The 20,360-nt window shown below is 35.1% G+C and carries 19 protein-coding genes and 1 pseudogene; 7 read left to right on the top strand and 13 right to left on the bottom strand.

Going from position 1 to position 20,360, the window contains the following annotated elements:
• Positions 1 to 14 precede the first annotated feature (14 nt).
• A complete protein-coding gene (gene yihA, locus OLM58_RS11320; protein WP_264532359.1) occupies positions 15 to 635 on the top strand; it encodes a ribosome biogenesis GTP-binding protein YihA/YsxC in 621 nt (206 codons plus the stop codon).
• Positions 636 to 734: 99 nt separating this feature from the next.
• Here yihA and gldC read toward each other — a convergent pair whose 3' ends face one another.
• On the bottom strand, positions 735 to 1,070 hold the full coding sequence (gene gldC / locus OLM58_RS11315) for a gliding motility protein GldC (RefSeq protein WP_017497028.1): 336 nt from the start codon (positions 1,068 to 1,070) through the stop codon (positions 735 to 737).
• A complete protein-coding gene (gene gldB / locus OLM58_RS11310; RefSeq protein WP_264532358.1) occupies positions 1,070 to 2,026 on the bottom strand; it encodes a gliding motility lipoprotein GldB in 957 nt (318 codons plus the stop codon). The genes gldC and gldB overlap by 1 nt, the downstream gene beginning before the upstream one ends.
• A 99-nt stretch (positions 2,027 to 2,125) precedes the next feature.
• On the opposite strand from gldB, the gene nadE reads away from it, so the two are divergent.
• Positions 2,126 to 2,932, top strand: coding sequence for an NAD(+) synthase (gene nadE / locus OLM58_RS11305; RefSeq protein WP_264532357.1), 807 nt, complete (start codon positions 2,126 to 2,128; stop codon positions 2,930 to 2,932).
• Positions 2,933 to 3,025: 93 nt separating this feature from the next.
• Positions 3,026 to 3,655: a response regulator transcription factor gene (locus OLM58_RS11300; RefSeq protein ID WP_017497031.1), complete on the top strand. Its 630-nt coding sequence runs from the start codon at positions 3,026 to 3,028 to the stop codon at positions 3,653 to 3,655.
• Here OLM58_RS11300 and dnaG read toward each other — a convergent pair.
• The 6 genes from dnaG to rlmN all read right to left on the bottom strand — a co-directional run bounded on the left by dnaG (position 3,652) and on the right by rlmN (position 10,858).
• Positions 3,652 to 5,715 (bottom strand): DNA primase, encoded by a 2,064-nt coding sequence (gene dnaG, locus OLM58_RS11295; protein ID WP_264532356.1) that lies wholly within the window; start codon positions 5,713 to 5,715, stop codon positions 3,652 to 3,654. The genes OLM58_RS11300 and dnaG overlap by 4 nt on opposite strands.
• A 126-nt stretch (positions 5,716 to 5,841) precedes the next feature.
• Entirely contained in the window at positions 5,842 to 6,897 is a 1,056-nt protein-coding gene (locus OLM58_RS11290) for a hypothetical protein (RefSeq protein WP_264532355.1), read from the bottom strand.
• A 214-nt stretch (positions 6,898 to 7,111) separates the two neighbouring features.
• The gene (locus OLM58_RS11285) at positions 7,112 to 7,849 is read right to left on the bottom strand and encodes a hypothetical protein (RefSeq protein ID WP_264532354.1); all 738 of its coding nucleotides are present in this window, start codon (positions 7,847 to 7,849) and stop codon (positions 7,112 to 7,114) included.
• Positions 7,836 to 8,396 carry an RNA polymerase sigma factor gene (locus OLM58_RS11280; protein WP_202703043.1) on the bottom strand — a complete coding sequence of 187 codons (561 nt, stop codon included), beginning with the start codon at positions 8,394 to 8,396 and terminating at the stop codon, positions 7,836 to 7,838. Before OLM58_RS11280 ends, OLM58_RS11285 begins: the two co-directional genes overlap by 14 nt.
• A gap of 199 nt (positions 8,397 to 8,595) precedes the next feature.
• Positions 8,596 to 9,573, bottom strand: coding sequence for a polyprenyl synthetase family protein (locus tag OLM58_RS11275; RefSeq protein WP_264532353.1), 978 nt, complete (start codon positions 9,571 to 9,573; stop codon positions 8,596 to 8,598).
• 241 nt (positions 9,574 to 9,814) lie between these two features.
• Positions 9,815 to 10,858, bottom strand: coding sequence for a 23S rRNA (adenine(2503)-C(2))-methyltransferase RlmN (gene rlmN, locus OLM58_RS11270; RefSeq protein ID WP_017497037.1), 1,044 nt, complete (start codon positions 10,856 to 10,858; stop codon positions 9,815 to 9,817).
• A 208-nt stretch (positions 10,859 to 11,066) separates the two neighbouring features.
• Between rlmN and OLM58_RS11265 the strand changes: the two genes are divergently transcribed.
• The 3 genes from OLM58_RS11265 (at position 11,067) to OLM58_RS11255 (ending at position 12,977) form a co-directional block, all read left to right on the top strand.
• Positions 11,067 to 11,660, top strand: a complete 594-nt coding sequence (locus tag OLM58_RS11265; RefSeq protein ID WP_264532352.1) for a YceI family protein — start codon at positions 11,067 to 11,069, stop codon at positions 11,658 to 11,660.
• A gap of 229 nt (positions 11,661 to 11,889) precedes the next feature.
• Positions 11,890 to 12,222, top strand: coding sequence for a hypothetical protein (locus OLM58_RS11260; RefSeq protein ID WP_229999977.1), 333 nt, complete (start codon positions 11,890 to 11,892; stop codon positions 12,220 to 12,222).
• Between the two features lie 113 nt (positions 12,223 to 12,335).
• Positions 12,336 to 12,977: an O-methyltransferase gene (locus tag OLM58_RS11255; RefSeq protein WP_264532351.1), complete on the top strand. Its 642-nt coding sequence runs from the start codon at positions 12,336 to 12,338 to the stop codon at positions 12,975 to 12,977.
• A gap of 116 nt (positions 12,978 to 13,093) precedes the next feature.
• Here the strand turns inward: OLM58_RS11255 and OLM58_RS11250 are convergent, their stop codons facing one another.
• On the bottom strand, positions 13,094 to 14,917 hold the full coding sequence (locus OLM58_RS11250; protein ID WP_264532350.1) for a zinc-dependent metalloprotease: 1,824 nt from the start codon (positions 14,915 to 14,917) through the stop codon (positions 13,094 to 13,096).
• A gap of 90 nt (positions 14,918 to 15,007) precedes the next feature.
• Complete coding sequence (locus OLM58_RS11245; RefSeq protein ID WP_264532349.1) at positions 15,008 to 16,027, bottom strand: hypothetical protein; 1,020 nt, start codon at positions 16,025 to 16,027, stop codon at positions 15,008 to 15,010.
• Between the two features lie 390 nt (positions 16,028 to 16,417).
• On the opposite strand from OLM58_RS11245, the pseudogene OLM58_RS22135 reads away from it, so the two are divergent.
• Positions 16,418 to 16,687, top strand: a pseudogene (locus tag OLM58_RS22135) (O-methyltransferase); the annotation flags it as partial.
• A 252-nt stretch (positions 16,688 to 16,939) separates the two neighbouring features.
• On the opposite strand, the gene OLM58_RS11235 reads toward OLM58_RS22135, so the two are convergent.
• From OLM58_RS11235 to OLM58_RS11225, 3 genes are all read right to left on the bottom strand, one after another.
• Positions 16,940 to 17,503, bottom strand: a complete 564-nt coding sequence (locus OLM58_RS11235; protein WP_264532347.1) for a phosphatase PAP2 family protein — start codon at positions 17,501 to 17,503, stop codon at positions 16,940 to 16,942.
• A 1-nt stretch (position 17,504) separates the two neighbouring features.
• Entirely contained in the window at positions 17,505 to 17,852 is a 348-nt protein-coding gene (locus OLM58_RS11230; protein WP_264532346.1) for a twin-arginine translocase TatA/TatE family subunit, read from the bottom strand.
• A gap of 257 nt (positions 17,853 to 18,109) precedes the next feature.
• Positions 18,110 to 20,350 carry a M1 family metallopeptidase gene (locus OLM58_RS11225; protein WP_264532345.1) on the bottom strand — a complete coding sequence of 747 codons (2,241 nt, stop codon included), beginning with the start codon at positions 20,348 to 20,350 and terminating at the stop codon, positions 18,110 to 18,112.
• Positions 20,351 to 20,360: the final 10 nt, after the last annotated feature.

Here is a 20,360-nt window from a genome sequence, read left to right as displayed (position 1 = left end):
TAAAAATAAAAAACATGAAAATTAATACCGCCGAATTCATTGTAAGTAATTCCGAAGTATCAAAATGCCCGAAGGATTTTTTACCGGAATATGCTTTTATCGGAAGATCAAACGTAGGTAAATCCTCTTTGATCAACATGCTTACCAATCATAAGAATTTAGCAAAAACATCAGGACGACCTGGAAAAACACAGTTAATCAATCATTTTAAGATTAATAACAATTGGTTTCTGGTCGATTTACCGGGTTATGGTTATGCTAAAGTATCTAAGAAAACCAAATCGGTCTTTCAGCAATTCATCACGGATTATTTTGAAACCCGAGAGCAATTAGTCTGCGCTTTTGTTTTAATTGACATTCGCCATGAAGCACAAAAAATCGACATTGAATTTATGTCTTACATGGGAGAAAGCGAAATACCGTTTTGCATCATTTTTACCAAAGCAGATAAAATCAGTAAAGTAAAAATCGATTCTCACGTCGCAGCTTACAAAAAACAAATGTTTGCCAATAACTGGTCTGAAATGCCTCAATACTTTGTAACTTCTTCTACTGAAGCCACAGGAAAAGAAGAGCTTTTAGCCTATATTGATGAAGTAAATCAGGAGGTTTTTAAAAACAACTCGGAATTTTAACAATAGAGGAATTCCAAATTCCAAAATAAACAATAAAAAAATCCCAAATTACAATCTTACAATTGTAATTTGGGATTTTTTATATTGGAATTTTAACTACTATTTTGTCAGCTCCAGTTTCTCTGCAAAATAATCGCAAAAGTCTTTCATCGTATCTGACATTTTCTCATCGTCAGTGGCACGTTTAAAAGTATCCGCCATAGCCACCAAAGTCTGGTGAAAGAAAATTTTCATTTCGTCCACTGGCATATCTTTTGTCCACAAATCAATACGCATGCTTTCTTTAGCTTTACTGTCCCAAATTGACAACATAATTGCTTTTGCTTCTTCTGCTTCCACTCCACCATCCTTTGCCGTCCATGATAGCCTTTCCGGAACACGGTTTTCGTCTAATTCTATATTGAATTTAATTTCTGATTTTATTGTATTTGACATTATTTCTTAGGTTTATATTTTGACTTTTCAAAGATTACCTTTGCTTCTGTTTTTAATAATTCCGGCAAAGTTACGTTATTATTCTTCATATACGACCGTACAATTTGCCATCCTAACCAGGCCCCTATTCTTCCCGGAGAATCGTTGTCAATTTCTAAGTAGAATTTAGAAAACGGAGCAGGCACTATAAATCGGGTAGTTAGTTTCGGATCATCGCTGTACAGCATTTCGCTTTCAATAAAATAGCGCCACATATAGGCTTCATTTTCCTGACTCCATTTTATCTGTTCAGGTGTATAACCTATTTTTTCAGCATCGGTATAATTGGGCAACAACAAATCTTTCGCATACAATTGTTTCCCTTCAAAAATCATTTGAGAAACTAAGTTTTTATCCGGAAATGCCGGGATATTTCGATAAGCGAAACTCGAAACCACGTCGGGCATAATTTGTTTCTCTTCAAAATTTTGTTTTAGATAATTTGGGAATTCATAAAATTTATGCTCTTTCCCCAAATACAATTCCAATGCTACAATTACCAGAGTGTCTGCATATATAGCCTTGGCATTATAATCCATTTCCCCAATTACAGTGATAACTTTTGGCGTTTTAGTTTTAGGGAAGTAATATTTTACATGCTGAAAAAGCGCATTGAATTCTTCACGTACAGGCTCAAAATTACTGTATTTCTTCTGAACCTCGGTGTAGACTTCTTTCCAGATCGGATCCTGCATTTTCTTAAGCCAGACATTATCATCATTTCCTGCCGGAAAAAAGAAAGGATACTGTTTTTTTACTTTGGCCAAATCCTCCGGTTTGGTCTCAAAAAACACCTTATCAAAACGCTCTACTTTAATGTCGACCGGAATTTCTTCTACTGCTTTTTCGACTTTAGTTTTCTGGTCACAAGACAAAAAAAACAAGCACAGAACCACTGCTAAGCGATATATTTTCATTTTATTTTAATTAGATTTGTGTTGCTCATATTTTAAACAAACTATGCTTAAAAATATTTGTGCAAATATACATCCCTGTATCTTAAATCTTGAACTATTATGGCTAAAAAAAGCACTATTCAGACAGAAAAAGTAAACGCCCACATTGTAGAGTGGTTAAAAAATTATGCAACCCGAGCAAAAGTTAATGGTTTTGTAATTGGGATTTCAGGCGGAGTTGACTCTGCAGTGACTTCTACCTTGTGTGCACAAACCGGCTTAACCGTTTTATGTGTTGAAATGCCAATTCATCAGGCTGCAAATCAGGTTTCAAGAGGAAGAGAACATATTGAGCAGTTAAAGAAACGTTTTCCAAATGTTTCAAGCGTAGAAACGGATTTAACCGCCACTTTTGAAGCTTTCAAAAGCGCTGTACCACAAACGGATGATGAAGCAAAAGTAAATTTATCACTGGCCAATACACGTGCCCGCTTAAGAATGACCTCTTTATATTATTTAGCAGGAATTCATGGTTTGCTTGTAGCGGGAACAGGAAATAAAGTAGAAGATTTTGGAGTAGGATTTTACACCAAATATGGAGACGGAGGTGTCGATTTAAGTCCGATTGCCGACCTAATGAAATCAGATGTATACGCTTTAGGAGCATTTTTAACAATTCCAGAGTCAATTTTAAGCGCTGCACCTACAGATGGATTATTTGGCGATAATCGTACCGATGAGGATCAATTAGGCGCCAGTTATGACGAACTTGAATGGGCAATGCTAGCCTCGGAGTCAGGAAATACGGGGGTTGACTTTAATGAGAGAGAGAAAATTGTCTTCGAAATTTATAACCGTTTAAACACCAGCAACAAGCATAAAATGGATCCAATTCCGGTTTGTATTATACCAAAAACGTTAAAATAATACTTTTTAACATTTGTCTGCAATTAATTACAGAATTTATTTATTAATTTTACAGTTCCAAAAACATGAACAATTCTAAAAAAGGTAAAAATTATGATTAAAGTATGTCTTGCAGACAATCATCCTGTGACTCACTTTGGCGTTAAGTCTTATTTTAAAGACCACGATCAAATTTCAATTGTTGCCAACGTAGGCAATTTTTCAATGGTTAGAGATATCCTTCAGACGAAAGAAATCGACATCCTGATTCTAGACCTAGAACTGGAAGGACTTTCAAGTATCTTCGAAGTAAAATCCATCCTGAAGAATTTCCCAAAAACAAAAATTGTAATTTTTAGTGACCTCGCTGAACAAATGTATGCTCCAAATGCTATTAAAGCAGGAGTTTCCGGTTATGTACACAAAACAGAAAAACTTGAAACTTTAGGTATTTCTATTATTAAGGTACATGAAGGAAAAATTATCATCAACGAAACCGTACGTAAAAACATGGCTCTTATTGCTAAACAAAGCAAAAGTGAGCGTTTGTACAGAAAACTTTCAAATCGTGAGATCGAAGTTTTACGTTATTTAAGCGATGGTAAAAAGAACAATGAAATCTCTAAAATCTTAAACCTGAACGAAAAAACAATCAGTACTTACAAATTAAGATTATTGACTAAATTAAATGTTACTAATTTAGTTGACTTAGTAAACAAAGCTAAGACTTTAGAAATTATTTAATGGTATCGTGACATTACTCTTCCCAGTTTTTTCGCGAATGAATTAACTAATTTTGAGTAATCGACAACCATAGACAAAAGCTCTGTATTATCTGAATTATCAGGTTTTATAGAGCTTTTTAATTCATCAATGATTTTGCCTACCAGAAACCAACGCATTGACATAATCGTTTCAGTAACGTATTGCGCAATCGTTTCATGCTTCATTTTTGAAAAGATATTCTGTCCTTCCCAATCGTGAAGAGTCAATCTTTCATCTTCCATTAAAATATCCGTAACTTCCTGAGCAAAATCAGGCTGCAGACGCATTAAATATTGCTCAAGACTGAACTTTTCATGCTGATTGTAAAACCCGATTAAGTCTGTAAAGATATCGCGGAACAAATTATTAGAAAGTTCTACCTCATCTTCCTGCAAACTCAAATAAATACGCTGATAGACTTTATAATTTCTCATTTCAGAGACCATTATTACTTCGCCCTCTTCATTCGTTTTTAAAAGTACATCCTCAAACTCCTCCAGCTTATCACCATAAAGCAGCAGGATTTCAATTACTTTTCGTTCTAAACGGTATAAAATATCAACTTTCTCTGTCGGCTCTTGTGCATACGCCGGTTCTCCCGGATAATAATCCTCAGGCGGACCTGTCCTTGGATCTTCGGGATCGCCTCCTGAATAACCGGTTTGTTTTGCAGGCTGATTCCTGTGCACTTCAAAGGGTCTTTGCTCCTGCTTTTGCTTTTTGCCTGCTTCTGCAAGATCTTTTTGAATTAATTGCGCCAGAGTACTCACCAATACCTGCTCTGAAATATCCATGATTCGGGCACATTCCTGAGTGTAAATTTCGCGCTGGATACGATCCGGAATCTTCGAGATACTATTGACCATATCCCGAATCAAGTCGGCCTTTTTTATAGGATCGTTTTTCGCTTCTTTCATTAAGAGAGAGGCTTTAAACTGTATAAAATCTTTACTGTTTTCTTCTAAATAAGCAACCAGATCATCGTGCGAATTTTTTCGTGCAAAACTGTCCGGATCTTCTCCATCAGGAAAAGCACAAACTCTTACATTCATTCCTTCTTCCAGAATCAAATCGATTCCTCGAACAGAAGCACGTAATCCCGCTGCATCTCCGTCAAATAAAACGGTTATATTCCTAGTTAATCGGTTGATCAGACGAATCTGATCCGGTGTTAAAGCGGTTCCTGATGAAGCTACCACATTCTCGATTCCGGCCTGATGGAACTGAATCACATCCGTATATCCTTCAACCAAATAACAGTTGTTTTGTTTCGCAATCGCTTGTTTGGCCTGAAAAATTCCATAAAGCACTTTACTTTTATGGTAGATATCACTCTCTGGCGAGTTTAAGTATTTAGCGGCTTTTTTATCATTGGTTAGAATACGTCCTCCAAAACCCAAAACACGTCCGGACATACTTTCTATGGGAAACATCACACGTCCCTTGAAACGGTCAAACGGACGATCTTCTCTTGGAATGGTCAAACCGGTACTTTCCAGAAACTCCAGCTTATATCCTTTACCCAGGGCTTCTTTGGTAAGAGCATCCCAGGTTTCAGGTGAATATCCTAAACTAAATTTTTTGATGGTTTCATTGGTAAAACCTCTTTCCTTAAAATAAGAAAGTCCTATTGCTTTTCCTTCTTCTGAATTTAAAAGTGTTTTATGAAAATAGTCTTTCGCAAATTCCGAGACCAGATACATACTTTCACGAACATCTGTCATTGCTTTTTCAGCATCCGTCTGTTCTGTTTCTTCGATCTCTATATTGTATTTTCTAGCCAGATATCGAATGGCTTCCGGATAGGTAAACTGTGAATGTTCAATCAGAAACTTAACTGAATTACCTCCTTTTCCCGTACTAAAATCTTTCCAGATTCCCTTTGCAGGCGAAACCATGAACGATGGAGAGCGTTCATCTGAGAACGGACTTAATCCTTTAAAGTTACTTCCGGCTCGTTTTAAATTAACAAAATCACCAATAACCTCCTCTACTCGAGCAGCATCAAAAACAGCATCAATCGTACTTTGTGAAATCAAAACGTAAAATATTTATAAAATTTGAAGGATGTAAAATTACATAAATCCCCCATGAAATCGGGCAATTTTAAATAAAAAAAAGCACCTCTTTCGAAGCGCTCTTTCCACTAACTAATCAATGTATTCTTAATTAAAATCGAATCTTAATCCCAATGAAATATTATTTTCTTTTACAGTATTATTCCTAAACAATGGGTTTAAATCGTATTTCAAATACAAACTCATTTCTTTATAACCAATGTAAGAACTCAATCCGTAAATAAAATTATTTACATTATAATCTCCTTTTATAGTTGTTTTATAATCTAAGTCATCCTGATCATATTTTAGAATTTGTTTGGATTTTACATTGACTCCTGCGTAACCTCCAACTCCAAAGCGAAAACTATTATGTGTTCTAAAGTACGTTTTTCCGTTACTCACTTTTGGTCTTGAAAAGTCAAACTCTAAATGAATTGGCACTGCGATGTACACATTTCTAAAACGGGATTCATCTAAATGGATCGCATTGGTTTGCAATTCTGTCTGGTTTCCATTGACTACAAAATATTTATTATCTCTCGGACGAATATTATTATACATTAAAGACAATCCATATTTAGCATGTAATAAATTATCGTTTTTCATTAATCTGGTGTTATAGGTAAATCCCCATTCGTAAAAATGCGATCCTGTAAACCTATATTTAGAATCCTGCAATTTACCATCAACCATCATATTATTCAAACCTGCCGCAAATACAAACTGCGATGTGGTTCTTCTTTCGCCACGTATAGAATCTTTTCTTTTTTTATTATCATCCTTCCACTCTATGTCATTCCAATGAACAATCAAAGCACGTCCACTTTTATAATTTCCTTCCTTGATTTTTCCGTCCACTTTTTGCTGTACTAAATCATTTAACTCATTTTGCGCCAGTGTTACTTTTTCTTCGATAATAATCGCTCTGGCTTCTGCTAATTCTTTTTTACGCTTGTCTGCTTGTTCCTGAGTGATTGTCCCTTCAGACAACTGAACATTAATTGCTTCAATTTCTTCTTTCAAAGCTTCTTTTTCCTCTTTCGTAACTTTCTCTATTTTGTTGGCAATTTTTCTCGCTTTTGATTCAAAAATTTCTTGTCCCATAACTTTACTTACAAATAAAAAGACAAGGATAACGAAGTGAATGGTAAAATTTTTCATGACTGTTTTTTTTTAAAATTTGATTGTTGATTGATGTTTTTTTTCTAATTGTAAAATGTGAGATGTGAATGGCAAACGATTATTTTTTAATTCTCAATTTTTAATTGGATTAAAAATTGGCACTAAAAGTCTGCCCGACAACTATCGGAATTATTTTTTTGATCTTTAATTTTTGATTTTCTCCAACAGCACGTTCCTGATTGGAGTTGAAACTTTATTCCTGCTGATTTCGATTTGCCAAAGCCACTTTTACCGTTTGGTAATTCTTATTGACTTTTGTAATTACCTTTTCTCGAAACGACAGCTCTAATTCACCATCGACCTGTTGAAGCAAATCACTGGCATTGATTTTTACTTTTGATTTTGGCTTAACAGCATTTTCAGCGACGATTACTTTTTCAGCTGTTCCCAGCAACTGATCTACCGTTTCTTTTTCAGGATTTTTAGCCATTAAAGGCTGTGGATTGATTGATTGTTTTTCAGGATTGTTTTTGATGATGATTGAAGACTCCGCTATTGAATTGGATTTATTTGTAATGATTTTATTCGATTTTGATTCCTGATGGTTTTCTTGTTGAACTGACTTTTTAATTGTTTTCTCTTCTGAAACTACTACTGCTTCTTTAACAGCTATATTAGTCTCTAAAGTTGGCTTTACAACCGAATCTTTCTTTACATCTTCCTTAACCACTATGATGTCTTTTGATGTTACGTCTGTATTTTTCTTATGGTTAAAAAAGAACGTTCCAACCAATAAAAAACCAACAATACTTGCAGCAACATAGAGCCATTTTTTAGCCGCATTTCTTCGTGAACTAAAAGCAACCGTTGTTTTCTTTTCTTCAGCAACGCTCAACATGGCATCCAATCGATCCCAGGCTTTATCACTTGGTTCAATTTTACGTTGATTTAGTTTTTCACGGAAATCCTTTTCAAAATTATTCGGTTCCATTATCTTGTTTTTTTAGACTATTAATTTGTGTTTGCAGCATTTTTCTGGCATGCGATAATTGCGATTTTGATGTTCCTTCGTTAATCCCTAACATCTTGGCAATTTCATTGTGTTTGTATCCTTCTATGGCGTATAAATTAAAAACCATTTTATAACCTTCCGGTAAAGCATCAATTAAGAACTGAATCTGATCGATCGAAAACTGACTGTCAATGGCATTGAAACTCTCTTCGATATAAATTTCTTCTTCACTAAACTTTACTTTTTTATGAACTCTTAAATAAGAAATACATTCATTCACCATAATCCGCCTGACCCAACCTTCAAAACTTCCTTTGTGCTCAAATCTGCTTAAATTGGTAAACACTTTCATAAAGGCAGTTATCATCACATCTTCAGCCAATTGAATGTCTTTTATATACTGTCGACAAACACTTAACATTTTTGAAGAAAACCGACTGTAAATCTGTTGCTGCGCTTGCCGGTTATTCTCGACAGCCAACTTTATAATTTCGGTTTCTTCCTGATGTAAATGAATAATTTTCATTAATAAGCGGTTAGTTTTGGTTTAGTAACAGACTTCTATTAGCATAGACGCATAACGTTTTGAAATGGTTGCATGAGAATGGAAAAAAATCAATAAAAAAATTACAAATTCCAAAAACACACAATCAAACCATTCATTTACAACAAAGTAAACCAATTATCTAATTAACAAAATTTTCTAATTATCTAATTAAAAAAAACTATTTCTTTCTTTCAATAACGTAATTTACCATTAAAACAAGGGCATCTTTAAATTCAGAATCTGAAAAATTATCCAGTAACAAAAGTGCTTCCTGCTGAAATTGTACCATTTTCTGTTCGGCATAAGCCAATCCATTATTACTTTTTACGAAAGCAATAACTTCTTTGACGCGTTTTTTGTCTTTATTGTGGTTTTTGATGGAGTTTATCAACCACTTTTTTTCTTGCGGGGTACAAGTATTTAAAACATGAATTAAAGGCAAAGTCATTTTTTGCTCTTTAATATCGATTCCGGTTGGTTTACCGATAGCTTCTTCGCTGTAATCAAATAAATCATCTTTGATTTGAAAAGCCATTCCGATAAGTTCGCCAAATTTTCTCATGTTTTCGACATGAGCATCATCTTCAATTACTGATTTTGCACCAAGCGCGCAGCAGGCGGCAATAAGTGTCGCTGTTTTCTTTCGGATGATTTCGTAATATACTTCTTCGGTGATATCCAGTCTTCTTGCTTTCTCAATTTGAAGCAATTCACCTTCGCTCATTTCGCGAACAGCGACAGAAATGATTCTCAATAAATCAAAATCGCCATTATCTATAGAGAGCAAGAGTCCTTTTGACAACAAATAGTCTCCTACCAAAACGGCAATCTTATTTTTCCAAAGTGCATTGATTGAGAAAAATCCACGACGGCGATTGCTATCGTCTACCACGTCATCGTGTACCAAAGTAGCGGTATGAATAAGTTCAATTACAGAAGCTCCGCGATAGGTTCTTTCGTTTACAATACCTTCAGAAACCATTTTAGCGGTTAGAAAAACAAACATGGGACGCATTTGTTTTCCTTTTCGGTTTACGATATAATAGGTAATACGATTCAATAAAGCCACCTTTGAGGTCATCGATTCATGGAACTTTTTTTCAAAAAGTTCCATCTCGTTAAAGATGGGCTGTTTTATTTGAGAAGTAATATTCATTTCGATCCCAAATATACTATTTTAAATAAAAAAATACAGTGTATTTTACATTAGTATATCAATAATTTAAATGCTAATGTAAAAAAACGAACCAAAAATTTTCTTCTGTCTCAATTTGAATTCGTTATCAACAAAAGTGTACGCTCTCAGGCAATGCTCTATAAAAAATGCCTTGAAGAACAAGGCATCTTTAAAAAATTATTAAGCTGTTTGTTTGCAGTACAAAACCGCAAAACATTATTTATCCTTCTTTATTGGCCAATTGTCCGCAAGCAGCATCAATATCCTTTCCTCGGCTTCGGCGTACTTTTACAACTACTCCGATATTTTCCAATGCTTTTATATAAGCCAGAATTGATTCTTCTGAAGCTTGTTGAAACTCGCCGTCATCAATTGGATTGTATTCAATTAAATTGACTTTACACGGAACATATTTACAAAACTTTACCAAAGCATCAATCGAAGCTTTGTCGTCATTGATTCCTTTCCAGACTACATATTCGTAAGAGATTTTACTTTTGGTTTTTCTGTACCAGTATTCCAAAGCTTCACGCAAATCTTTTAACGGAAAATTTTTACTGAAAGGCATGATTCGCGCACGTACATCATCAATAGCCGAATGCAGAGAAACTGCCAGTTTGAATTTTACATCATCATCGGCCATTTTTTTAATCATCTTCGGAATTCCGGAAGTCGAAACCATAATACGTTTTGGTGACATCCCTAATCCTTCCGGCGAGGTAACCATATCAATAGCTTTGATGACGTTGTTGTAATTCATCAAAGGCTCACCCATTCCCATAAAAACAATATTCGAAAGCGGATGATTGTGATACAATCGACTCTCTTTGTCTATTGCAATAATCTGATCGTAGATTTCTCCAGGTTCCAGGTTTCGCATTCTCTTCAATCGTGAAGTAGCACAGAAATTACAATCCAGACTGCACCCAACCTGACTTGAAACGCAGGCTGTTGTTCTGGTTTCTGTTGGAATCAATACTGACTCTACCACTAAACCATCATGCAAACGAACGGCATTTTTTACAGTTCCGTCACTGCTGCGCTGCATGGTATCTACCTTGATATGATTGATTACAAAATTTTCCTCCAGCATCGTGCGAGTTGTTTTGGCAACATTAGTCATGTCTTCAAAACTGTGTGCTCCTTTACTCCATAACCATTCGTAGACTTGATTTCCACGAAAGGCTTTATCATTATTAGCGACAAAAAAATCGCGAAGCTGATCTTTTGTTAAGGCTCTTATATCTTTTTTCTCCATTTGCATGCTGCAAAGTTAATCACTTTTTAAAACATTTCTCAGAAAATGTATTTTCTCTCTATTATACGCTTTAAATAAAAACCTAACCATGATTTTTATCAGGTCTTTTACTATTCGTTCGTAATAAATTTGACATAAGAAAAAGACAGTAACTCATTATCAAAAACCAACTGAACCACACACTGATCTTAAAATTTAACAAATACCTATACAGATGAAAACGATCCAATCTATTTTATTAGCAGCAGTACTGATGTTATCTTTACAAGTAAACTCACAAAAGAGATATAGCTTATCAAAATCGGCCTTTGAAGTTGCAGGAACTTCCAATATACACGATTGGACGATGAAATCTTCAGATGGAGTGGGAAGTGCTTTCTTAACTGTTACAGATTCGAAAATTACAGATATAAAAAACCTGACCGTTTCCTTATCAGCTGAAAGCTTAAAAAGCGGCAAAGGCAGCATGGACGATGTTGCTTATAAAGCTTTGGAAACCGAAGATTACAAAAACATTAAATACGCTCTAAAATCTGCCGAAAAAGTAAACGAAAACACCTGGAATCTTATCGGAACTTACACTATAGCGGGTGTTAGTAAAGATTATAAAACCCAGATCAGAGTAACAGCCTATAAAGACGGCACTTTTGCGCTGCAAGGCTCTAACCGAATGACTTTTAGTGATTTTGAAATGACAACCCCGTCAGCAGCACTTGGAGTTGTTAGAGCCGGGAAAGAATTAACAGTGATCTTCAACATCACTTTGACTGATTTTGCAAAAAATGAGAATATATTAGTGATTAAATAACGATTTAAAAGCAGCGAAATAAAAATATGGAACAATAAATACTTTTCTATTCTAAAAATGAATAAAAAAAAATGCTCAGCATTTCAAAACTCAAAACTTTGGCACGAGAATTGTCTTGCACTCAAAAGGAAAATAATCTTACAAAGAGCTCAATCATTTTAAAATGTGTATCTTTATTTTTCAGCTTTATAACTTTTAAATTTAATCAATCTAAAAAAATCAATTTCTTATGAAAAAACAAATCTTAAGTCTGGCTGTTATCGCTCTATTAGCATTCGCTGTACAATCTTGCGAAAAGAAGGAACCAAAACCTGCAGAGGAAGAACTAACTCTTGGCAACAAAGTTGACTCTTTAACTACTGATATTAAAGAAGTAAAGGATAGTGCTGTGAGCAAAACTGAAAATGCTGCCGAGGATGTAAAAGAAGCTACCAAAAAAGCAGCAGAAGATGTAAAAGACGCTACTAAAAAAGGCGCTGAAAAAGTAGAAAATGCTGCTAAAGCTGCTAAAGACGGTACGGTGAAAACAGCTAAGGAAGTTAATGAGGCTTTGAAAAAATAGTCTCTTCAATTTATGAAACTAAGACCATTCGTTACAACGAATGGTTTTTTTATGCCAAAAAAGGAACCACAATTTTTAGTATTTTTACACTCAAAATTAGAAGATACGACAAGATGCATTTTATTTCACAAGACCTGGAAGATTATATCGAGCAACATTCTGAAAACGAACCGGAATTGTTGGCTAAACTAAATAAGGAAACATACCAAAAAATATTACTGCCAAGAATGCTTAGCGGGCATTTTCAGGGGCGTGTTTTAAGCATGCTCTCGAAATTGATTCGTCCTGTGAACATTCTCGAAATTGGAACTTATACCGGTTATGCAGCTTTATGTCTGTGTGAGGGAATGCAGGAAAACGGGCAACTGCACACCATTGACATTAAAGAAGAATTAGTCGATTTTCAACGTAAATATTTTGATGCATCACCTTGGGGAAAACAAATTTTCCAGCATTTAGGAGAAGCTGTCGAAATCATTCCAACTTTAGACGTCAAGTTTGATTTAGTTTTTATCGATGCCGATAAAGAAAATTATATCAATTATTGGGAAATGATCGTTCCAAAGATGAACAAAGGCGGTATTATTTTATCGGATAATGTTTTGTGGAGCGGAAAAATACTGGAACCGGTTCATCCAAATGACGTTAGCACCAAAGTCCTTTTGGAGTACAATCTACTCTTGAAAAATGACCCCAGAGTCGAAACGGTTTTACTGCCTATCCGTGATGGACTGACTGTGAGCCGTGTTCTTTAGTTTACTTTTTTAGCTCTCTGAGCTTTGGATCTAGTTCTGGCAAAACAGTTGACAGCGAACTTTTAAAAAACAATGAGGCTATTTTAGCAATAAGCAATAGCCCCATTGTCATTTCATTACTCTTTAATAAAACGTTTGTTAGTATTTTTTATTTTGATAATATACATTCCTTCTGGTAAAGTTCCAACATCAATCTGTCCTTTCTGAGTTCTGCCGGATAATATCTGCTGCCCATTAATGCTGAAAATTACATAGTCTTCGTTTTCGACATTGGCGACATTTAATTTGTCTTTCACAGGATTGGGATATATACCAATGTTTTGAGATTTTTCTACTTTTTGTTCTGTAATATCTTCCTTATTCTCTGTACCAGATCTCTTCATGGGACCAACTCTCAAATCACTCACGGTAATGTTAGGGACTATATTGATCCTCTCATCCGATGATATCTGAGTAGTATTCAAATTAGGGTAGTCTTTCCAAATTGAATTTCTCATTACTTCGGCCTGTCCTGGAGTGAACATAAATGAACAGTCCCAACTATAATCCATAATATTCTCTATTAATCTTCTCTTACCATCACATTGAACGGGAGCAATACAATTTTTATAATCCGGCATCTTGAATAATATTTCTGCTGGAGGAGTATCACTAATTCCATCATTTGGTTCTCTGCATCCGTATTCAAAAGTATGCTTCAATCTAAAATAATGTCCCAACTCATGTGCCGGAACACCAACATTCCTACTTACAAAATCAGGAGTAAGATATTCTCTGTAGCTTATTAAAATCAAAGATTTTTTAAAACGGCTCTCAACGTTAAATTTTGAAATTGTTTTCCCCATTGCATAATCTTCTTCTGGATCATTGCCATAAAATGTATGTGCATATTTGATGTATAGTACACCATCGTCGCGAACGGCTTTGAGGTCTATATCTCCGTCTTCTCCTCCAAATTCTATTGAAGGCATTCTATATGCTTTCTGTGACCCTTTGCGGATAACAACATTGATATCTTTGAACACCACTCTCGGATTACCGATTTTTGCTCCTTCTTTTACCGCTGCTTCCGGTAAGGTCTTACCTGTCCTGGCTGTATAGACCTTATTAGCCCAATCGAATGATTTTGTTACCATATCCTTGTAAAAACTAACCGGATTATTATCGTCGGGAGCTTCTAAGATCTCTACATTTACCTTATTGATAACAAGATAGGGAAACTCATTTTTTACAATTCTCTTTAGGTTATCATTATTGGCTAAAGCAGGAACACGCGTGTCTATCAAAGTCGCATCTTTCATCGAAATTTTTACCACTACTGGCTGGTTTTCTAACTGTATCAGTTTATCCTCATCTATTTCCAAAGAACAGGAAGAACTTACTAGGCTGAAAGCCCGGAGCCAGTTCCATGCCCAGTTTCCACAATTCACTGCAACTGCATTCAATGATTTAGCACCCAGTGTTTTTATATCATCAGAAGAAATCTTACCACGCTGAAGGCCATGATCCCAATATTCATAATTCAGCTCTTTTGTTGTTTTCGAAAATGCATTTGGAGAGCTTTGAGTAATCTCAACTCCATAGATAGGCCTGGTTACAAATGTCTTCTCATCATCTGTCAATAACTGCAACCCTCCCGCTCTCTTGCTGTCGTAAGCATGCACCTCGATTTTGATGTAACCTCCGGGTTTATCTATGGTTCCCTTAATACCGCTCAGATAGTTGTTACGACGGTTGTAAAGTCCTTTGTAATATGTGGTCAGTAAATCAGACTCACTGCTATTGTCTGTTTTGGGATTTGCAGACCAGAAAATTTTTTCTCCAACTACCTTTACGTTATTATCAGGATAGCTGACAACACCACTGCCTTCTGTTTGCTGAGCATGCATAAAACCCGAAAGACAAGATATAAAATTCAAAATAATATACTTTTTTTTCATAATTATCTCTTGTTAAATTTTAAAATCTATACGAATTGAACGAGATTTTCACTATTCAGGATAAAAATTGAATCGTGAAGAAAATGTATATTATTTATGCTGACTACTCTGGCTTTCCAAAACTTCTATCTTTCTAGTCAATACTTCAATTTTTTTACTCAATGCTTCATTTTTTTTATTTTGGTCAATGATATGAAGTAGCAGCTCTTCAACATTTTGTAGAAGACCTACATTAAAATCATGTATTTTATATCCTTTTTCATTTACTTCTTTCTCCGAAACTATACCCGGAAGGTGTTTGTTCTCTTTAACATAACCCTCCAAAGTATCTAAATCCATTTTCTTATAATCACTTTCAAAAACAGAGTCCATCCAGTATTGCTTAGGAATAATATTTAAATCTGATGCCAAAATTTGTTTTTCGACAAACAAAGAGCAATCCTCTTTAAGATCATTTGATATTCCGGGGTTAGATTCAATACTTTTGGAGTTGCCAATGTACGTCATTCCCCCCACTGTTAAAGCGGCTCCATTTACCGGATTACCAGCATTTATGGCAACCTGTGCCAAATCATTAGTTCCGCCGTAATCCAGAATGAGCTTCTTAGAATTAATTGCCACCTCATCATTTCCATCTCCCAGAGATATTTTATTGCCTGTATTGGAAGAAATTAATAAACCGTCATCATCTCCATTACTCTGTATATACGATTTAGTGTTATCTGCCCACATAGTCAGATTATCCCAATGAGCATCTTTATTATTGAAATTTTGCACCACAACAGAGCCCTGCATCCTTAGTTCAAATCTATTTATCTCTGGCCAACGCTTAGTAAGAGTCATCATTAAATCATCAAGATTTCTGCCTCCATTTGAAAACCAGCTAAAAGCTCCGGGTTTATTTGGACTCGAAACGTCATCATCAATCGAGAAAACCCAGCTATCTGATTTTGTATAGTCATCTTTAGCATCTCTAAATAATGTATAATAGCTATAATATTGACTCTGGCTGTAACCAAAATTAACCGATAACAATACCATCATGGAAAGAATAAATTTGATCCCTGACAGTTTTTTACAATTTCCTAATACATAATTTACATTTTTCATAATCATCTTAATTTTAATTAAACATCTTTCTATAAATTGTCTATCGTTTTATCCGTTAAACAATCTTTAACTTATACTTTTATTAAAATTAACAAAAATTAACTTACACGGTACTAATTTTTATCTTGTAAATTATAACCACACCTAAAACAATATCAAAAAAAAAAAGCATTCAACACTAAATCAACTTGTTACACAACAATTCCACTATTTTAAATCATTATCATTTTGATCAAATAACAGGTAATTTTGCCTCATCACCAGACCTATTACCCTCTCTCTACCATATATTTATCAAGAAATCCCTCAAAAAAACCTTTCTTTTCCTACAAATGACGAGTGTGTATTTTCAAAATCCCGTCAAAAAATATTATACAAAATAATTTTCAACTAAATACTTATGAAATTGGCACTTATACCGGTTATACTGCTCTGGGTTTGTGTGAAAAATACAGAAAAACGGATAAGTTCATACAACTGACACCAAAGAAGAATTAGTTGGTTTTCATTCATACCGATAAAGAAAACTACATCAATTATTAGGAAATGATTGTTCCAAAAATGAACAAAGGCGGTATTATTTTATCGGATAATGTTTTGCGAAGTGGAAAAATACTGGAACCGGTTCATCCGAATGACGTTAGTGCCAAAGTTCTTTTGGGGTGTTTTGAGGAAGGTTCTGAGGTACTAAGGTGCTAAGTTTTTTTTGGTTGATTGAATTGAGCTGAAGGATAGCATTGAAAAAAGGCTTTAGCCAAATTAAACCGGAAGATATTTTGGCTAAAGCATCTTTGCATTTCTTAAAATATAGTTCTCCAAAATAATTAAAACACTAAACAAATAAGGTTCTAAGTTTTCTCTAACAAAAAAACTTAGAACCTCAGTATCTTAATCCCTCAGAACCTTCAAAAACTATCCTGGAAAGTATTGTGGTTTTAATCTGCGATATACCAAATAAAGTAAGGATCCGAAAAGTGCTCCTACAAAATAACCGGTCAGGATGTCTCCCGGATAGTGCAATCCTAAGTAAATTCGGCTATAGGCGAAGATTAAAGGCCATAAGAATATAAATCCTAAAAACTTAATACGACGTCTCAAAACGAAATATAAAAAGGTCGCTACCGCCATAGTGTTGGCTGCATGTCCGGAGAAAAAACTAAATGATTTTCTGACCTGTACGACACGAATAATGGTGTTGATATCAGGATTATTACATGGTCGTAGTCGTTGAACGGTATACTTTACCAAATTAGTAACCTGATCTGTAAATGTGATTAGCACGGCAATAAAAAGGATCACATACAAAGTTTGTTTTCCCCCTATCTTTTTATACATCAAATAAAAAAACAACAGAAAAAGAGGGGTCCAATTTAACTGACTGGTAATAATCAGCCAAAGTTTATCGTATGTTTCAGAACCTAAACCGTTAAGGTACACCAATAACTCGGTGTCTAATTTTTGTATTTTTTCAAGCATATTATCTTTGGCGTTTTACAGGTCCTGAGATTGAATCGATATCTTCTTTTACTTTGTCTATTTCTGTAGCAGTGTCTCCTAATAAATTAGCGGAGTCTCCCATCAGATTGCTTTTGGCGTCATTAATTTGTGCATTGATGTTACCCGTTATATCTGTAAGTGATTTTGAGTCAAGACCATTGGCCTCAGCTCCTTTTTGAATTTCACTTTTAATATCGTTAGTAGCATTTTTTAACTGCGCCATGGCTTTACCCATTGTGCGAGCAATTTCAGGCACTTTATCTGAACCAAAAAGCATTAGCACTATAAACAGTATAAAAACTAATTCTCCTCCTCCTATACCAAACATATCTTTTATTTTTGTGTTGACAAAGATATTAAATTTTACAACGGACGGTTTTAAAATTTACTTAAAAAAAAGGAACTGCCTCAAAAGAATTACGCTCCGCTGGAGCTTCTTAAAACTGGTAAATTGTATTTGCTATAAACATTTTGCTCCGATGGAACAATTTCAGAAAAAGAAAATAGTTCTTTTACGAAAGATTTCAATTTATAAAAAAATAGGGCTGTCTCATTTTTGAGACAGCCCTATTTTCAGGTTTATTTTTAATCAAATTTTGATTTTTCTTCTACTTTTGGCCAGCTGTTATTGGTTACATCAATATCGGCGGTCATTAATTTCGGATCTATCTGAATGCTTTTAATTACTTTTTCGGTTGCATAAACTTTCTTAGCCGTATCGTTATTCTTTCTCCAGATCTGGGCCGGATACTTGTAATTCTCTTTTGTTCCGTCTTCGTAAGTAATCTCAACCAAAATTGGCATGATCATTCCTCCCGGTTTACTAAACTCTACTTCATAGAAATATTTAGGTGATTTCAGACTTGCTTTTTCTTCCGCTGTAAAGGTTTGACTCACGTAATCTGACAATAGTTTTACGTCTTCTACTTTTAATGGTTTTTTAGTCGAAGCATTTACCTCGGCATTATCACCAGCAACTAAATACACGAAAGGTCCTTTTTCAAATCCAAAACGTCCTTTTTTAACTTTAATATCTTTGATATCTGCAGTTGGGGTTTCGGAAACATAATATTGTTTTACCTCTTTGATTCCGATATCTACAAAATCTGTAGAATAAAACCATCCTCTGAAAAACCAGTCTAAATCAACTGCCGAAGCATCTTCCATCGTTCTAAAGAAATCTTCAGGGGTTGGATGTTTAAATTTCCATCTGTTGGCATAGGTTTTAAAAGCATAGTCAAACAATTCTCTCCCCATTACGACTTCTCTCAGAATATTAAGTCCTGTAGCCGGTTTTCCGTATGCATTATTTCCAAATTGGTGAATGGTTTCAGAGTTCGACATAATAGGCTCTAAAAACTTCTGATCTCCACTCATATACGGAACAATATTTTTTGCAGGCCCGCGTCTTGAAGGAAAGTTCGAATCCAGTTCCTGCTCTGCCATGTATTGTAAAAAAGAGTTCAAACCTTCATCCATCCAGCTCCATTGACGTTCGTCTGAATTTACAATCATTGGAAAAAAGGTATGTCCCACTTCGTGAATTACCACACCGATCATTCCGTTTTTAACCTCTTTACTGGTCACCCCATTTTCATCCGGACGGCCATAATTCCAGCAAATCATTGGGTATTCCATCCCCTGATCTTCTGCTGAAACTGATACTGCTTTTGGATAAGGATAATCAAAAGTATGCGCTGAATAGCTTTTTAAAGTATGTGCTACTACCATTGTGGAGGTTTCTCCCCATAACGGATTTGATTCTTTCGGATAAACAGATTCGGCCATCACTACTCTGTTTCCAATTTTTACAGCCATTGCATCGTAAATGAATTTTCTCGAAGAAGCAATTCCGAAGTCACGTACATTTTTGGCACTGAATCTCCATGTTTTTTTCTTTTCCGAAAATCCTTTTTCTGCTGCTTCTGCCTCAGCTTGTGTTACAATTACAACTGGTTTATCAAATGATTTCTGAGCCTGTTCGTAACGTTTTACTTGTTCCGGCGTAAAAACTTCGGCTCTGTTGGTCAGTTCTCCGGTAGCATCAATGATGTGATCTGCAGGAACTGTAATGTTTACATCAAAATTACCGAAAGGCAATGCAAACTCTCCACTTCCCCAAAACTGCATGTTCTGCCAGCCTTCCACATCATTGTATACGGCCATTCTTGGGTAAAACTGAGCAATTACGTATAATTTATTTCCGTCTTTATCAAATGATTCATAACCGGAACGTCCGCCCCCTTCTTTTCTGTAGTTGTTAATGTTGTACCACCATTTTATGGCCAGTGAGATTTTTTCACCCGGTTTTAATGGTGTTGCCAAATTAATACGCATCATGGTTTCATTGATGGTATACGACATTGGATTTCCTTTTATGTCTTTTACCTGTTCAATATTAAAACCGCGCTCTAAATCTTTTTTCAAATATTTACTTGAGAATCCATCCAAAGGCAAAACAGGGCTTATTTTTTCACTTTCCGCCAAAGAGGTTTGCGTTTTGGCTCTGGCCTGATTCTGATCTAACTGTATCCATAAATACTCCAGAACATCAGGAGAATTATTCGAATAGGTTATGATTTCAGAACCATCTATTCTTGATTTTTTATCGTCTAATTCAATATCGATTTTATAATCGGCCTGTTGTTGGTAATAAGCAGGTCCCGGTGCTCCCGAAGCTGTACGAAACATATTTGGAGTAGCCAACAGATCATACATCTGGCTGAATTTGTTTGTATCGTACTTCCCTTGTTGCTTTGGAGCAACTGTTTTTTCCTGAGCGATAAGCATCGCAGGAAAAATCAACAATAATGAAAGTTTTTTCATAAAATAGTAA

The organism is Flavobacterium sp. N502540 (assembly GCF_025947365.1).
Lineage (GTDB): Bacteria > Bacteroidota > Bacteroidia > Flavobacteriales > Flavobacteriaceae > Flavobacterium.
The sequence above is the reverse complement of the archived record's forward strand: the minus strand, read 5'-3'. Positions and strand labels throughout refer to the sequence as shown.

Excerpts from the sequence above, each read along its gene's own strand:
- OLM58_RS11245 (WP_264532349.1), bottom strand. The coding sequence starts at position 16,027 with ATGAAAAATGTAAATTATGTATTAGGAAATTGTAAAAAACTGTCAGGG.
- OLM58_RS11225 (WP_264532345.1), bottom strand. The coding sequence starts at position 20,350 with ATGAAAAAACTTTCATTATTGTTGATTTTTCCTGCGATGCTTATCGCT.
- OLM58_RS11275 (WP_264532353.1), bottom strand. The coding sequence starts at position 9,573 with ATGAATATTACTTCTCAAATAAAACAGCCCATCTTTAACGAGATGGAA.
- nadE (WP_264532357.1), top strand. The coding sequence starts at position 2,126 with ATGGCTAAAAAAAGCACTATTCAGACAGAAAAAGTAAACGCCCACATT.
- OLM58_RS11290 (WP_264532355.1), bottom strand. The coding sequence starts at position 6,897 with ATGAAAAATTTTACCATTCACTTCGTTATCCTTGTCTTTTTATTTGTA.
- OLM58_RS11250 (WP_264532350.1), bottom strand. The coding sequence starts at position 14,917 with ATGAAAAAAAAGTATATTATTTTGAATTTTATATCTTGTCTTTCGGGT.
- gldC (WP_017497028.1), bottom strand. The coding sequence starts at position 1,070 with ATGTCAAATACAATAAAATCAGAAATTAAATTCAATATAGAATTAGAC.
- OLM58_RS11235 (WP_264532347.1), bottom strand. The coding sequence starts at position 17,503 with ATGCTTGAAAAAATACAAAAATTAGACACCGAGTTATTGGTGTACCTT.
- OLM58_RS11285 (WP_264532354.1), bottom strand. The coding sequence starts at position 7,849 with ATGGAACCGAATAATTTTGAAAAGGATTTCCGTGAAAAACTAAATCAA.
- rlmN (WP_017497037.1), bottom strand. The coding sequence starts at position 10,858 with ATGCAAATGGAGAAAAAAGATATAAGAGCCTTAACAAAAGATCAGCTT.
- gldB (WP_264532358.1), bottom strand. The coding sequence starts at position 2,026 with ATGAAAATATATCGCTTAGCAGTGGTTCTGTGCTTGTTTTTTTTGTCT.
- OLM58_RS11280 (WP_202703043.1), bottom strand. The coding sequence starts at position 8,396 with ATGAAAATTATTCATTTACATCAGGAAGAAACCGAAATTATAAAGTTG.
- OLM58_RS11265 (WP_264532352.1), top strand. The coding sequence starts at position 11,067 with ATGAAAACGATCCAATCTATTTTATTAGCAGCAGTACTGATGTTATCT.
- OLM58_RS11230 (WP_264532346.1), bottom strand. The coding sequence starts at position 17,852 with ATGTTTGGTATAGGAGGAGGAGAATTAGTTTTTATACTGTTTATAGTG.
- yihA (WP_264532359.1), top strand. The coding sequence starts at position 15 with ATGAAAATTAATACCGCCGAATTCATTGTAAGTAATTCCGAAGTATCA.
- OLM58_RS11255 (WP_264532351.1), top strand. The coding sequence starts at position 12,336 with ATGCATTTTATTTCACAAGACCTGGAAGATTATATCGAGCAACATTCT.
- OLM58_RS11260 (WP_229999977.1), top strand. The coding sequence starts at position 11,890 with ATGAAAAAACAAATCTTAAGTCTGGCTGTTATCGCTCTATTAGCATTC.
- OLM58_RS11300 (WP_017497031.1), top strand. The coding sequence starts at position 3,026 with ATGATTAAAGTATGTCTTGCAGACAATCATCCTGTGACTCACTTTGGC.